The organism is Kitasatospora sp. NBC_01300 (assembly GCF_041435235.1).
GTDB lineage: Bacteria > Actinomycetota > Actinomycetes > Streptomycetales > Streptomycetaceae > Kitasatospora.
The window spans coordinates 6,891,340-6,905,617 of record NZ_CP108408.1 but is presented as its reverse complement, the minus strand read 5'-3'; the positions used below and the strand labels follow the sequence as shown (position 1 = coordinate 6,905,617).

Annotated in this window: 14 protein-coding genes; 10 read left to right on the top strand and 4 right to left on the bottom strand. The window is 74.8% G+C overall.

Annotated elements, in window-relative coordinates; genetic code table 11:
• Positions 1 to 47: 47 nt before the first annotated feature.
• From OG556_RS30100 to OG556_RS30085, 4 genes are all read left to right on the top strand, one after another.
• Positions 48 to 1,412 (top strand): aldehyde dehydrogenase family protein, encoded by a 1,365-nt coding sequence (locus tag OG556_RS30100; RefSeq protein ID WP_371521643.1) that lies wholly within the window; start codon positions 48 to 50, stop codon positions 1,410 to 1,412.
• Between the two features lie 83 nt (positions 1,413 to 1,495).
• On the top strand, positions 1,496 to 2,284 hold the full coding sequence (locus OG556_RS30095; RefSeq protein WP_371521641.1) for a maleylpyruvate isomerase family mycothiol-dependent enzyme: 789 nt from the start codon (positions 1,496 to 1,498) through the stop codon (positions 2,282 to 2,284).
• Positions 2,285 to 2,408: 124 nt separating this feature from the next.
• Positions 2,409 to 3,320 (top strand): immunity 49 family protein, encoded by a 912-nt coding sequence (locus OG556_RS30090; protein WP_371521639.1) that lies wholly within the window; start codon positions 2,409 to 2,411, stop codon positions 3,318 to 3,320.
• A 60-nt stretch (positions 3,321 to 3,380) separates the two neighbouring features.
• Positions 3,381 to 3,512 carry a hypothetical protein gene (locus OG556_RS30085; protein ID WP_371521637.1) on the top strand — a complete coding sequence of 44 codons (132 nt, stop codon included), beginning with the start codon at positions 3,381 to 3,383 and terminating at the stop codon, positions 3,510 to 3,512.
• Between the two features lie 152 nt (positions 3,513 to 3,664).
• Here the strand turns inward: OG556_RS30085 and OG556_RS30080 are convergent, their stop codons facing one another.
• The gene (locus OG556_RS30080; protein ID WP_371521635.1) at positions 3,665 to 4,438 is read right to left on the bottom strand and encodes an enoyl-CoA hydratase-related protein; all 774 of its coding nucleotides are present in this window, start codon (positions 4,436 to 4,438) and stop codon (positions 3,665 to 3,667) included.
• A 188-nt stretch (positions 4,439 to 4,626) separates the two neighbouring features.
• Here OG556_RS30080 and OG556_RS30075 point away from each other — a divergent pair, with 188 nt between their 5' ends.
• Complete coding sequence (locus tag OG556_RS30075; protein WP_371521633.1) at positions 4,627 to 5,961, top strand: PLP-dependent aminotransferase family protein; 1,335 nt, start codon at positions 4,627 to 4,629, stop codon at positions 5,959 to 5,961.
• Between the two features lie 133 nt (positions 5,962 to 6,094).
• Here the strand turns inward: OG556_RS30075 and OG556_RS30070 are convergent, their stop codons facing one another.
• A complete protein-coding gene (locus tag OG556_RS30070) occupies positions 6,095 to 7,069 on the bottom strand; it encodes a helix-turn-helix transcriptional regulator (protein WP_371521631.1) in 975 nt (324 codons plus the stop codon).
• Between the two features lie 99 nt (positions 7,070 to 7,168).
• Between OG556_RS30070 and OG556_RS30065 the strand changes: the two genes are divergently transcribed.
• On the top strand, positions 7,169 to 7,711 hold the full coding sequence (locus tag OG556_RS30065; protein ID WP_363624561.1) for a DinB family protein: 543 nt from the start codon (positions 7,169 to 7,171) through the stop codon (positions 7,709 to 7,711).
• Between the two features lie 96 nt (positions 7,712 to 7,807).
• Here OG556_RS30065 and OG556_RS30060 read toward each other — a convergent pair whose 3' ends face one another.
• A complete protein-coding gene (locus tag OG556_RS30060) occupies positions 7,808 to 8,023 on the bottom strand; it encodes a heavy-metal-associated domain-containing protein (protein ID WP_363585818.1) in 216 nt (71 codons plus the stop codon).
• Between the two features lie 447 nt (positions 8,024 to 8,470).
• Here OG556_RS30060 and OG556_RS30055 point away from each other — a divergent pair, with 447 nt between their 5' ends.
• Positions 8,471 to 9,172 (top strand): DUF3152 domain-containing protein, encoded by a 702-nt coding sequence (locus tag OG556_RS30055; protein WP_363624563.1) that lies wholly within the window; start codon positions 8,471 to 8,473, stop codon positions 9,170 to 9,172.
• Positions 9,173 to 9,221: 49 nt separating this feature from the next.
• Here the strand turns inward: OG556_RS30055 and OG556_RS30050 are convergent, their stop codons facing one another.
• The gene (locus OG556_RS30050; RefSeq protein ID WP_371521629.1) at positions 9,222 to 11,315 is read right to left on the bottom strand and encodes an AAA family ATPase; all 2,094 of its coding nucleotides are present in this window, start codon (positions 11,313 to 11,315) and stop codon (positions 9,222 to 9,224) included.
• Between the two features lie 280 nt (positions 11,316 to 11,595).
• Between OG556_RS30050 and OG556_RS30045 the strand changes: the two genes are divergently transcribed.
• The 3 genes from OG556_RS30045 (at position 11,596) to OG556_RS30035 (ending at position 14,206) form a co-directional block, all read left to right on the top strand.
• Positions 11,596 to 12,525, top strand: a complete 930-nt coding sequence (locus OG556_RS30045; protein ID WP_350884044.1) for a glutaminase — start codon at positions 11,596 to 11,598, stop codon at positions 12,523 to 12,525.
• A gap of 230 nt (positions 12,526 to 12,755) precedes the next feature.
• On the top strand, positions 12,756 to 13,166 hold the full coding sequence (locus tag OG556_RS30040; RefSeq protein ID WP_363585821.1) for a hypothetical protein: 411 nt from the start codon (positions 12,756 to 12,758) through the stop codon (positions 13,164 to 13,166).
• Between the two features lie 161 nt (positions 13,167 to 13,327).
• Entirely contained in the window at positions 13,328 to 14,206 is an 879-nt protein-coding gene (locus OG556_RS30035) for an alpha/beta fold hydrolase (RefSeq protein ID WP_371521627.1), read from the top strand.
• Positions 14,207 to 14,278 lie beyond the last annotated feature (72 nt).

Genomic DNA, 14,278 nt, shown 5'->3' with positions numbered 1-14,278 from the left:
TAAACCATCGACGACCTCAAGCCAGCTGGAAGGACCGCGAGACCCTCATGAACCACACCCCTGCCGCCACTCCGGACGCCGCTCCCGAAGCCACGCCGGAAGCCGCCCCGGAGACCGCCGCCGCCACGGTCACCCGTCTGCGCGCCGCCTTCGACACCGGCCGGACCAAGCCGCTCGCCTGGCGCCAGGCCCAGCTGGCAGCACTGCGCTCGCTGCTCACCGAGCAGTCCGAGGCGTTCCTCCAGGCCCTGCACGAGGACCTCGGCAAGAGCACCGCCGAGGCCTACCGCACCGAGATCGGCTTCACGCTCAACGAGCTCGACCACACCGTCGCCCACCTGGAGCAGTGGCTGCGGCCGAAGCCCGCCGCCGTGCCCGAGTTCTTCCGGCCCGCCGCGGCCCGCGTGGTGCGCGACCCGCTCGGCGTGGTCCTGATCATCGCGCCCTGGAACTACCCGCTCCAGCTCGCCCTGTCCCCGCTGGTCGGCGCACTGGCCGCCGGGAACGCGGCAGTCCTCAAGCCCAGCGAGCTCGCCCCCGCGACCTCCGCCGCGCTCGCCCGGCTGCTCCCGCGCTACCTCGACCCGGCGGCCGTCGCGGTCGTCGAGGGCGCCGTCCCGGAGACCACCGCGCTGCTGGAGCAGCGCTTCGACCACATCTTCTACACCGGCAACGGCGCCGTCGGCCGGATCGTCATGGCGGCCGCCGCCCGGCACCTGACCCCGGTCACCCTGGAACTCGGCGGCAAGAGCCCGGTGGTGGTCGAACCCGGCGTCGACCTCGCGGTCACCGCCCGGCGGATCGCCCGGGGCAAGTTCCTCAACGCCGGCCAGACCTGCGTCGCCCCCGACTACGTCCTCGCCATCGGCGAGAGCGCGTCCGCGCTGGAGGCGCACCTCGCCGACGCCGTCCGGGAGCTGTACGGCGACGACCCGGCGACCGGCGGCGAGTACGGCCGGATCGTCAACGAGCGCCACTTCGACCGGCTCACCGCGCTGCTCGGCGACGGTCGGACCGTCACGGGCGGCACCCACGACCGCGCCGACCGCTACCTCGCGCCGACCGTCCTCGCCGACGTCTCCCCCGAGGCCCCCGTGATGCGGGCGGAGATCTTCGGCCCGATCCTCCCCGTCGTCGCCGTGCCCGACCTCGACGCGGCGATCGCCTTCATCAACGAGCGCGACAAGCCGCTCGCCCTCTACGCCTTCACCGAGTCCGCGCACACCAAGCAGCGGCTGACCGAGGAGACCTCCTCCGGCGCGCTCTCCTTCGGACTGCCGGTCTCCCACCTCGCCATGCCCGAGCTGCCGTTCGGCGGGGTCGGCGAGAGCGGCATGGGCCGCTACCACGGCGAGTACTCCCTCGACACCTTCAGCCACGCCAAGGCCGTCGTCGACAAGCCCCTCGCCTGACCGCTCCCCCTCGTCCGACCGTTCCGCCCCTCGTCCGACCGTTTCGCCCCTCCCCGCCACCCCGACACCGAGCGAGCACCCTCATGACCACCATCGACCACGGCGCCGCCGTCGCCGCGGAGACCGCCCGGCTCGTCGCCGCCCTCCAGGACGCCGACCCGACCACCCCGGTGCCCACCTGCCCCGGCTGGACACTGACCGACCTCACCCGCCACACCGGCAGCGTGCAGCGCTGGTTCACCGTCCTGCTCCGGCAGCGGATCCAGCAGCCGCCCCGCAGCCGCGAGGTCGACCTGCGGCTGCCCGCCGGGCCGGACGGCTACCCCGCCTGGCTGGCGCAGGCCGCGGCCGAGGCCGGCGCCGCGTTCGCGGAGACCGACCTCGACGCCCCGATGTGGGCCTGGGGCGCCGACCAGCACGCCCGCTTCTGGGTACGGCGGATGCTGTTCGAGACCCTGGTGCACCGCGCCGACGCGGAACTCGCCCTCGGGCGCACCCCGGTGCTCGACCCGGAGCTGGCCGCCGACGGGGTGTCCGAATTCCTCACCAACCTGCCCCACGCCGCCTTCTTCGCCCCGGGGACCGCCGAGCTGCGCGGCGCGGACCGCACCATCCGCTTCACCCGCACCGACGGCAACGCCACGTCCCCGGACGGCGACTGGCTGATCCGCCTGCGGCCCGACGGCTTCGGGCTCGACGACCTCGGGCCCGACGCGGACGGCCCGAGCCCGGAGGCCGACGCGACCGTCCGGGCGAGCGCCGCCGATCTGCTGCTGCTCCTGTACGGCCGCCTCGACCTGGCCTCCGCCCGCCTCGACGTGCGCGGGGACGAGGAGCTGCTCGCGCACTGGTGCGCCAACTCGGCGTTCTGACCTGCCCGGACGAGGGGCGGCGGCCCGGCCGCCGCCCCTCCCCCGTACGGGTGATCGACTGTCGGTGGCCGGTGCTAGCGTGCCGTTCCGTCAACAGACGATCAAGGAAAGGCGGCATCGGATCGTGGACGTCGAGGTCACGCGCCACCAGGTCGCACCCCAGCGGATCGCCCAGGCCCTGGAGGGCATCGAGGACCGGGCCCTCGCCGGCTGGTACCGGATCCACTACGGCCGCCTGGCCATCCAGGAGATCCGGACGATGGGCGAGGAGCTCCTCGACCACATCGGCGCGCTCACCCTGGAGGGCCGGCCGCTCGGCGGCTACCCCGCCCGAGTCATCCTGGAGACCGCGGCCGAGTGCTCCCTCGGCGTGCTGTCCCTCGGCTGCTTCCCCCGCGGCGACTTCGAGGTCCCCTTCCCGTTCATCGGCGAGACGCTGACCAGCGAAGAGACCAGCTTCGGCGACACCGTCGACTTCGCCCCCACGGCCGCCACCTGGGTCGACGCCTTCGCGATGTGCGTGATCAGCGGCCTGATCCAGGAGCGCCACCGCATGCTCGGCCCGCTGCTGAAGGACGACTACGGGCCCTCGGTCCGCAACGGCCTGCCCCACTCGGACCTGGACTCGACCTCCGATCCGGCGAGCCTCGCCGAGCTGGACGCGCTCTGCTCCTACCTCCACGTCGTGCCGACCGCCGTCTCGCCCTGGGTCGCCCCCGGCCCCGTGCCCCTGCGCAAGCCGGACGCCGAGGAGCGCGCCGCGGCCGCCCGGGCGCTGGACGCCGCCGGTCGGCTCACGCCGGACCAGCACCTGCTGCGCGTCCTGCTCGACGACGACCAGAGCACCTTCGAGCGCGCCCTCGCCGCCCGCCTCGACCAGCACCGTGAGAGCAGCGCTCCGGACGCGGCCCCGCGCAGCCTGCTCCCGGTCCTCCCGATCGCCCTGGCCGCACTCGCCGTCCAGGCGCACGGCTGGCAGCTCGGCCTCTCCTCCGGCTACCTCCCGGCGACGCTCATACAGCCCCCGGCGCCCTGACCGCCCCACCGCAGCCGCCCGCCTGCCTCCCACTCCCCGGCCGTCGCGAGCGCCGTGGTCGTGGTGCTCCAGGCCCCGCCGGCACTGCCGTTCCTGCCGCTGCTGGTCCTCTCGACCGGCATCCTGGTGGCGATCGGCCTCCTCCCCGGCCGGATCGGCGGGCACCCCGTCCGCTACCCGGTCTCCTGGTGAGGGCACCCGCCCCCGGCGAGCACCGAGCCCCCTGCGAGCCGCGACGGCCGGGTCATCCGATCGGATGGCCCGGCCGTCCGCGTTGTCGTCGTCCTGGCCGAAGGACGCCGGGTCCGGCCCGGAACCACCGGGACCAGGGGCGCGAGCCGGGCTCAGCCGGCCGCCGGGCGGTCGAGGAAGCGCCGGAGCCCCTCCCGCACCCCGTCCGTCGGCACGGTGGCCGCGAAGCAGGCCGCCTCGACGGCGAGGCCCTCGTCGATCGGCAGGTTGATGCCGCGGGTGACGGCCCGCAGGCAGGCGGACACCGCGGTCGGCGCGTGCCGGATGATCCGGTCGACCAGGCCCCGTGCCGCGTCGAGCAGTTCACCGGCCGGGACGACGGCGTTGACCAGTCCGATCTCGGCGGCACGGGCGGCCGGGATCGGATCCCCGGTCAGGATCAGCTCCAGGGCGCGCTTGCGTCCGACGTGCCGCGGCAGCCGCTGGGAGCCGCCGAACGGCGGCGGGAAGCCGAGCGAGATCTCCGGCTTGGCGAAGGTCGCGTGCTCGGCGGCGACGGCCAGCGGGGCGGCCTCGGTGAGCTCGCACCCTCCCCCGTAGGCGAGGCCGTTGACGGCGACGACGATCGGCTTCGGGAACTCCTCGATCCGCCGGGTCAGCGCGTGGCCGCGCCGGACGACCTCGCGCAGCGCCCGCTCGGGCCCGCCCGCGATGCTCCCGGCCAGCGACGGGATGTCGGCGCCCGCACTGAACGCCCGCTGCCCGGCGCCGGTGAGCACGACCGCTCGGACGGTGTCGTCGGCGTCGACGCGGTCGAGTTCGGCGAGCAGCGCGTCGATGGTCGGGTAGTCGAGCGCGTTGAGCTTGTGCTCCCGGTCGATGGTCAGGGTGACGACGTGCTGGTCCCGCTCGCTGCGGACGGTCATGCCGGGTGCTCCGATTCGCCTGGGCACGGACGCCCGCAACCCGGCGGACGCCCGCGTGGTGGCGGACGCCCCCACGGCGCCCGCCCGGTTGCGGACGGCACCGAGGCTAGGAACAACCCTCCAGGACAATCCAGTTATTGTCCTGGATACACCCTGGACGCCCAACGCCCCACGACGGCAGGTGCCGCATGCGACCGCCCTCCTACAAGGCCATCGTCGACGAGTTCGCGGCGGCCATCCGCTCCGGCGCGCTCCCGGCCGGCACCCGGCTGCCGACCCACCGGGTGCTCGCCCGCGAGCGGCGGATCGCCCTGGCCACCGCCACCCGCGTCTACACCGAACTCGCCGCCGCCGGGCTGGTGGTGGGGGAACAGGGCCGGGGCACCTTCGTCCGGACGCGCTCCGGCTACGACGGGATCGAGCCCTCCCGCGCGCTCCCGGTGCCCCGGGTCGCGGACCTGTCGTTCAACCAGCCGCTGGCCCCCGGGCAGGGGGACCTGCTCCGGCAGGCCCTGCGCACGCTGGCCTCCTCCGGCGACGCCGAGGCGCTGCTGCGCCAGCACCCGCCCGGCGGCCACCGGCACGACCGGGCGGTGGTGGCCGGGTACCTGCTGGGGCGCGGCGTCGACACCGCCCCGGAGAACATCCTGCTGACCAGCGGGGCGCAGCAGGCACTCGACTGCGTGCTGCGCACGCTCACCCGGCCCGGCGACGTCCTCGCCGTCGACGCGCTCAGCTACCCGGGGGTGAAGCTGCTCGCCGCCGCCCACGGCCTCGACCTGGCGCCCGTGCCGGTCACCGCGACGGGACCGGACCTCGACGCGCTGGAGCGGCTGTGCCGCGCCCGGCCGGTCCGCGCGGTGTACACCATGCCCACCGTCCATAACCCGCTCGGCTGGGTGCTCGACCGGGCGCAGCGCGACCGACTGGCCGCCATCGCCACCGCCCGCGGCTGCACACTGATCGAGGACGGCACGTACGCCTTCCTGGAGGTCTCGCCGCCCCCGCCGCTGCACGCACTGGCGCCCGAACACACCTGCTACGTCGCCGGGTTGTCCAAGAACGTGGCCCCGGGCCTGCGGTTCGGCTTCGCCGTGCTGCCCGGGCGCCTGCTGCGGGCCGCGACCAGCAGCCTGCGCGCCGCGGCCTGGGGTGCGCCCGGGCTGGTGACGGCGCTGGCCACCGGCTGGCTCGCGGACGGCACGGTCGCCCGGCTGGAGCGGCACCGCCGCGCGGACGCCGCCGCCCGCCAGCGCGTCGCCGCCACCGCCCTGGCCGGCCTGGACGTCACGGCGCACCCGGCCTCTTACCTGGTGTGGCTCGGCCTGGCGGAGCACCAACGGCCCGACCGGGTCGCGGCCGTCCTCGCGGGCGAGGGGATCCTGGTGTCCACGGCGGACGCCTTCGCCACCGGCCCGCACCGCCCCCGGGCCGTCCGGCTGGCGCTGGCCACGCCGCCGCTGGACGCGTTGGCGGGCGTGCTGGGGCGGCTGCGCACGGCCGTCGAGGCGATCCCGCCGTGAGGCCTCTCGCGGCGCACGGCCCGCCTGCCCGCAGGCCTGCCCGCTGCGGGGGCCGACCCGCCGCACGCGCAGCACCAACCGCACGAGAAGTCGGCCCGCCCGATGTCCTGCTCCGACGTCCTGCCCCGGTGTCCTACTCCCCCGCGCCACCCCGCGCGGCCCGGGTGAACCGCGCCCCCCACTCCTCGACGAGGTCGAGCAGTTCGGGCGGGCCGAGGACGCGGAAGTCCGCGCCCAGCGAGCCGAGGGCCATGGCCGGCCAGTCCAGGGAGTCGGCGGTCATCTCCAGACGGCAGCGCCCGGCGTCGACCTCCTCGACGGTGCCCCACCGGCCGACCCGTGCGCGGACGGTCGCGGCCGGGGCGTCCACCAGCGCCGCCACCCGGTACGGGCGCGGCACGCCGTTGAGACCGGCCCGGACGAACTCGGCGGCGTCGGCGGCGGGCAGCGAACGGGGCCCGAACCGGACGCCGCCGCCCTGCGGCGCGCTCAGCCGGTCGAGCCGGAAGGTGCGCCAGTCCTGCCGGTCGAGGTCGTAGGCGACCAGGTACCAGCGGCGGTGCAGGCAGACCAGCCGGTGCGGTTCGACCTGCCGTTCGGCGTGCCGGCCGTCGGCGGCGGTGTAGGAGAAGCGCAGCCGCTCGGTGTCCCGGCAGGCCAGCGCGACCACGGTGAGCCGGTCCGGGTCGACGCCCGGCCCGGCCGTGGCGCCCCCGCCGACGGGGACGGTCACCGCGCGCAGCGCCTCGACCCGGTGCCGCAGCCGGGCGGGCATCACCTGCACCACCTTGGCCAGCACCCGCACCGAGGCCTCGGCGATGCCCTCCACCGGGCTCTCCGCCGCGGCCTGGAGGCCCACGGCCAGGGCGACCGCCTCCTCGTCGTCGATCACCAGCGGGGGCAGCGCGGCGCCCGCGGCGAGTTGGTAGCCGCCGTCGACGCCGCGCTGCGCCTCCACGGGGTAGCCGAGTTCGCGCAGTCGGTCGATGTCACGGCGCAGGGTGCGGATCGACACCCCGAGCCGGTCTGCCAGTTCCTCGCCGGGCCAGTAACGGTGGGTCTGGAGCAGGGAGAGCAGTCGCAGCGTCCGGGTGCTGGTGTTCGCCATGACTCCGATCATCCCGGAATTCAGGCCAGAAAGTGGCCGCTATCGCGTTTAGCGTGGAGCTTGTCCGAAGGAGCAGGAACCGAACGGAAGGCCATCACCATGACCAGCACCGCGACCCCGAACAACAGCACCACCACCGGCGAGCGCGCCGACCTGCTGGCGGCCCTGGCCAAGCAGCGGCACTTCCTGCGCTTCACCACCCGCGACCTCACCGACGAGCAGGCCGGCCTGCGGACCACCGTCAGCGCACTGTGCCTGGGCGGCCTGATCAAGCACGTGAGCGCGGTCGAGCGGTTCTGGGTGGCCTTCATCGTGGAAGGCCCGTCCGCCATGCCCGATTTCAGCAGCTTCACCGAGGCCGACTTCGCCCGCCGTGCGGACGAGTTCCGCCTGCTGCCCGGCGAGACGCTGGCCGGCGTCCTGGCCGAGTACGCCGAGGTGGCCCGCCGCACCGACGACCTGGTCGCCACCCTCCCCGATCTGGGCGCCACCCAGCCGCTGCCGAAGGCCCCCTGGTTCGAGGCCGACACCGAGTGGTCGGCCCGCCGGGTGCTGATGCACATCGTCGCCGAGAGCGCCCAGCACGCGGGCCACGCCGACATCATCCGCGAGGCCCTGGACGGCGCGAAGAGCATGGGCTGACGCCGGTGGACGGCCCGGGCGCCCGGGGCCTGTCCGGCGGATCCGCCGGACAGGCCCCAGGCCGCCCCTCCCCCTCGGCCGGTTGCCGGGGGCGGGTCAGCCCCGGCCGACGAAGGTGAACCCGGCCCCGGCGACCGCGCCACGGAGCACGGCGTCGTCGAGCGGTTGCGCGGACGCCACGGTGACGCGGCCGGTCGGCGCGTCGGCGCTGACCCCGGTGACGCCGGGGAGGGCGGCCAGCCCGGCGCTGACCGTCCTTTCGCAGTGGCCGCAGCTCATGCCGTCGACGGTGAGGACGGTGGTGATGGACATGGTGGTGCCTCCGGTGAGGTGAGGTGGGGTGGGGTGGGGTGGGGAAGCCCGGCCGGGCCCGCTCGGACGCGGCCGGTGATCAACGTGCACCACGACAGCGGAAAGCGCCGCCGACGCCGAGGGACACGCCGCACGGGTGGCACCTTCGAGTGGTTCTGGGAACCGATCGGTCCGCGCGACCGACGGGTCGTCACCGACCGGCTGAACCGGTGGTCCGCTTTCGCCCGTTCCTCCCCACAACGCCCTTCCTTTCCGCGACCGAACCCCGTCCGAACCTGCCTGAACCCGTCCGAACTCCGCCTAGACTCGTCTGATCCCGACCGGACCCGCCCAGGAGCCCTTCACCGCCATGCCCACCCCGACGCCCCACACCTCCATACCCGGCGGGTCCACCGGACCCGACCCGACCACCGGAGCGAGGGCGCGCCTCGCGGCCGGGGGCAGCCGATGAAGAGGTTCACCGGATTCCGGCGCCTGCGGCTCTGGCACGGCGCGCTCGCCCTGGTGGCGGCCGGCGCCGTGACCGCCGGCCTGCTGTGGTGGCACCCGTGGGCCCCGGGCGAGGGCCAGAAGCCGATGCAGTTCACCACGGCCGCCGGCGGCTCACCCCGCTTCGGCACCGGCGAGCACCTGTACCGCTACAAGGTGCGGGCGGAGAACGGGATCGCCGAGAGCCCCGGGCAGTTCGCCGCCGAGGTCGACGCGGTCCTCGGGAACGTCCAGTACGGCTGGGCCGCCGGTGGCACCGCCTCCTTCCAGCGCATGCCCGCCGACCCGGTGGACTTCACCGTCTACCTGGCCACCCCGGAGACCACCGACCGGATCTGCGGCCAGTACGGCCTGGACACCGGCGGCACGGTGAACTGCGGCGTGGGCCACCAGGTCGTCATCAACCTCAAGCGCTGGACGGAGCTGTCGGAGTTCTACGTCGGCAAGCCCGAGCTCTACCACGCGCTCGCCGTCAACCACGAGGTCGGCCACATCCTCGGCAACGGCCACGTCGACTGCCCGGGCGCGGGCGCGCCGGCACCGGTGATGATGCAGCAGATCAAGGGCCTGCACGGCTGCGTCCCGAACGGCTGGCCCTACTCCGACACCGGCACCCTGCTCACCGGCCCGCCCGTCCAGGCCCCCACCTCCGCTCCCTGACGGCCCGCCCCTCCCGTCCGCGACCGGCCGCCCGGCCGCCCGGCCGGCGTCAGGACCAGGCGGTCGGCAGCGGACGGGCGTGCAGTACGTCCAGCCGGGACACCGCCCGGGTCACGACCACATAGAGGCGGTGCAGGCCGCGCGGTTCGGCCTCGACGATGGCGGCGGGCTCCAGCACGATCACATGGTCGTACTCAAGTCCCTTGACCAGCGAGGCCGGTAGCACCGTGACCCGCGCCGAGGTGCCGACCTCCGCCGCCGACGCGGCCGCCACCCCGGCCTCCCGCAGTGCCGAGGCGGCCCCCGGGGCCTCCGCGTCCGCGGCGATGACCGCGATCGACCCCTCCCGCTCCAGCGCGCCGCGCACCGACTCCACCACCGACCGCGCCGGGTCACCGACTTGACGTACCGTCAGTTCGCCGTCCTGGCGCAGCGAGCGGGCCGGCGGGACTCCCACGTCCAGCGCGGCGAGCAGTTGGTTGGCCAGGGCCAGCACGGCCGCCGGCACCCGGAAACCGGTGGTCAGCGGGACCACGGCCGCCTGCGGCTTGCCCAGGTGGGCCAGTTGCTCGGGCCAGCTGCGCGCCGACCACGGCGCGGTCGCCTGCGCGAGGTCGCCGAGGACGGTGAGCGAACCGAAGGCACTGCGGCGGGCGATCGCCCGGCACTGCATCGGCGAGAGGTCCTGCGCCTCGTCGACCACCACGTGGCCGAAGCCGGCCGGCCGCTCGATCAGCCCGGCCACCTCGTCGAGCAGCAGCAGGTCGTGCCCGGACCAGCGTGCGCTCTTCGGCGAGCGCGGCGGCCGGTGCCAGCGGATCGCCGCCTGCTCGGCCGGGGCGAGCAGGCCGTCCGCGGCCTCGGCCAGGACGGCGGGGTCACCGAGCAGGGCCGCCAGCACCGCCTCCGGGCGCAGCGCGGGCCACGCCGCGTCGAGGAAGGCCGCCACCGGCCGGCATCGGCCGATCCTCGTCCGCCAGGCTCCACCCTTGATCCCGGACCGCCACTCGGCCCGGTCCTGGAGTGCGGCCACCACCCGGGTACGGAGGTTCTCCCGGCCGATCGCGTACGGCGCGTCCTGCTCCCGCAGTTCGGCGACCATCCGGTCCAGTTCGTCCGCCGGGACGCGCCAGCGGTAGGAGCCGTCCGGGACGACCAACGCCTCGGAGCCGGTCGCGCCGACCCGCCCGTACAGCGCCCGGCGCAGCACGGCCGCCATCCGGGCGTCCTGCTTGACCACGGCGGCCCGCTCGTCGTCGTCCGCCTGGACGGGGTGCGTGGCCACCAGGTCCTCGACGGTGCACTGGGCGATGTCGATCTCGCCGAGCGCGGGCAGGACTTCGGCGATGTAGCGCAGGAAGGTCGGGTTCGGGCCGACGACCAGCAGGCCACCGCGCTGGATCCGCTGGGGGAAGGTGTAGAGCAGGTAGGCGGCGCGGTGCAGGCCGACGGCGGTCTTGCCGCTGCCCGGCGCGCCCTGGACGCACACCGACTCGGCCAGCCCGCCGCGCACCAGCGCGTCCTGCTCGGGCTGGATGGTGGCGACGATGTCACGCATCGGCCCGGTCCGTGGGCGTTCGATCTCGGCGGTGAGGATGCCGCCGGCGCCTCGCCGCCCGCCCCGCGCCTCGGCGCGGCTCAGGTACTCGTCCTCCAGGCCGGTGAGGTCCTCGGGCGCGCCGGGGCTCGACGGCGCCCAGCCGAAGCGCCGTCGCCTCGCGAGGCCGAGCGGCCGGTCGGCGCTCGCCTGGTAGAACGCCCGGGAGACGGGGGCCCTCCAGTCGATCACCAGCGGCGGCGCGGCCGGGTCGGCCGAGATCCGGCGGCGGCCCACGTGGTAGCGCTGGCGCCGGTGGTCGCCGGTCTCCGGGGCGTCGTCGAAGTCGAGCCGGCCGAAGAACGCCGGGCTCTGCGGCAGTTCCCGCATCCGCCGGGCCCGGGTCCGCAGGTAGCGGCCGAGGGCCTCCGCGCCGGCACCGTCGCCGGAGACGTCCTCCGCGGCGACGACCTGGTGGTCCGCGTCCTCGACCTGCCGGGCCAGTGCAGCCCGGCAGGCCTCGACATGGGCCCGTTCGCCTTCCAGCTCCCCGTCGAGGCCGGCCGCCTTCCGCTCGCCGTCCGCGCGCCGGAGGTCTCCCGCCATCGCCGCACCTCTTCCCCGTCACTGCCACCTGTCCGGCCATGCCGTGCGCCCGCAGCACGGGCGCACGGAGCAGCATAACTGAACCTGGTTAAGAGAATGACTGAGTTGTGTTTTGGGTGGAGCCGGGGACCGGCGGGCGCCCGAAGCCTCCCCGGCCGCCCCTCCTACCAGCGCCGACGTCGCTCCCGGTGCTCATCCGCACGTCCCGGAGCACGGATAATCCTGTATCGGACCAGGTCGTGGTCCTGATCGCGCTCATGGAGGAACAGCGTTGAACGGTATGCCCGCCGGAGAGAACCTCGACTACCGGCTGCTGCTGGATGCCGCGGCGGCGGCCGCGCGGGCGACCGGCGACCAGGGGCATGTCGCCGACTACATCCCGGCCCTCGCCACGGTCGACCCGGACGCCTTCGGCATGGCGGTGGCCACCGTCGACGGCGAGCTGTACGGGGTCGGGGACTGGGAGCAGCCGTTCTCCGTCCAGAGCGTCTCGAAGCTGTTCACCCTGGCACTGGCCCTGGCCCACGGCGGGGACACGGTCTGGCGCGGGGTGGGGCGGGAGCCGTCCGGCAACCCCTTCAACTCGCTGGTGCAGCTGGAGAGCGAGCACGGCATCCCGCGCAACCCGTTCATCAACGCCGGCGCGCTCGTGGTGACCGACCGCCTGCAGACCATGACGGGCGACGCCGCCGGGGCGGTCCGCGAGTTCCTCCGCCGGGAGTCCGGCAACCCGCTGCTCGACACCGATCCGGTCGTGGCCGCGTCCGAGGCCGAGCACGGCCACCGCAACGCCGCCCTGGCCCACTTCATCGCCAGCCACGGCAATCTGGAGAACCCGGTCGAGACCGTCCTCGACCACTACTACGCGCACTGCGCGGTGTCCGCCAGCTGCCGGGACCTGGTCCTGGCCGGCTCCTTCCTGGCCCGCTACGGGGTGCGCACCGACGGCACCCGACTGATGTCGCGCAGCGAGGCCAAGCGCGTCAACGCCGTCCTGCTCACCTGCGGCACCTACGACGCGGCGGGCGAGTTCGCCTTCCGGGTCGGGCTGCCGGGCAAGAGCGGCGTGGGCGGCGGCGTCCTCGCCATACTCCCCGGGCGGGCCGCGGTCTGCGCCTGGGGCCCCCGGCTGGACCAGGCCGGCAACTCGGTGGCCGCGGTCACCGCCCTGGACGCCCTGACCACCCTCTCCGGCTGCTCGATCTTCTGACCTCCCGACGGTCTCCCGACGGGCTCCCGGCAACCTCCCGACGGCCTCCCCGGGCATTCCACGGGCTCCGCGTGCCACACCCGGCCGTCGCCTAACTCGTGGCGTCGATCCGGCCGTTGGGCACCGACCGGCCGGTCGTCCATGGCATGCTCCAGGCGGGGGCGCCGATCGTGCCGACGATCGGCCGGCCATGAGGAACACGACCAAGAGGAAAGTGGGGGTCCCGTCCCATGCGAACCGTCGTAGCAAGCTTGTTGGCCCTGGCCGGCGCGGCAGGGCTGGTGCTCAGTTCGTTCCAGCCCTGGTACGCCAAGAGCGATCCCAGGTCCGTACCGGTCGCCGACCTGTTCCGGGGCATGTCACCCACCCGCACCACGTCGACCGGTATGTCGATGTTCCTGCTCCTGGCCGTCGCCGCGGCGATCGCGGTGCTGGCGCTGCTGGTGCGCTCGCGCCCGGGCCTGCTCCTGGCCGCCGTGGTCGCGGTGGTCACCGGCGTGCTCTGGGTGTACCAGAAGGGACGGGAGGTGAAGCCGCTCTCGCTCGGGATCGGCGATCTGGAGAACGGCTTCTGGAACGCCTGCGGCGGCGTCCTGGTACTCCTCCTCGCCCTGGCCGTGCTGCCGCCCAAACGCTCCTGAGCATTCCCGCCTCCCGGCCCGGTCGCCCCCACGGCGGCCGGGCCGGAGTCGTTTCCGCCCGAGGTGATCCGCTCCCCATCACTCCCTAAAATTACCTTTACTTCACCCCTCGCGGTGGTTTAAGGATAGATACCAACCTATCGAGCGAACTGGAGTACGGCATGACCATCTACACCTCCGACGCGGGCGCCCGCGTCCTCGCCCAGGAGTACACCGCCCTCCTGGACCGCTGGCCCGTGCCCGCCGAACGGCTGCACGTCCCCACCCGCCAGGGTTCGACCTTCGTCCTGACCTGCGGCCCCGAGGACGCGCCGCCCCTGGTCCTGCTGCACGGCTCCGGGGCGAACACGGCGATGTGGGCGGACGACGTGGCCCTGTGGGCCCGGCACTTCCGCGTCCACGCCGTCGACGTGATCGGCGAGCCCGGCCTGAGCGCCCCCGTGCGCCCCGAACTGCACTCCGACGCGCACGCGCTGTGGCTAGACGACGTGCTGGACGCGCTGCGCGTCGAGCGCGCGGCCTTCGTGGGGACGTCGCTGGGCGGGCTGCTCGCCCTCGACTACGCCATCCGCCGCCCGCAGCGGGTGGACCGGCTGGCGCTGCGCTGCCCCAGCGGGATCGGCCGCCAGAAGTGGGGCGTCCTGGTCGCCGCGCTGTTCCTGCTGCCGTTCGGGGAGTGGGGGCGGCGCACGATGCTGGGGCTGGCCCTGGGCCCCGCCCCCACCACCGCCCCGCCCACGACCGGGCAACGCGCCTTCGGCGAGTACGTCCTGCTCATCCACCAGCACTTCCGGCCGCGGCGGGAGAAGCTCCCGGTCGTCACCGACGACGACCTGGCGGGCCTGGAGATGCCGGTGCAGGTCACCATCGGTGGCCGCGACCGGCTCATCGACTCCCACGACACCCGCCGCCGGCTCCAGCGGGCCGCCCCCCGGGTCTCGGTCACCTTCCTCCCCGAGGTCGGCCACCTGCTCGGGGACCAGGCCCGGCCGGTCCTCGACTTCCTCCTCGCCCCGGAAGGCGGCCCGCCCCGGGCCTGAACACGAGCGGCCCCGCGCTCCACCGCCCGGTCGGGGCGGGGAGCACGGGGCCGTCGTACCGGGCCGGTTCGC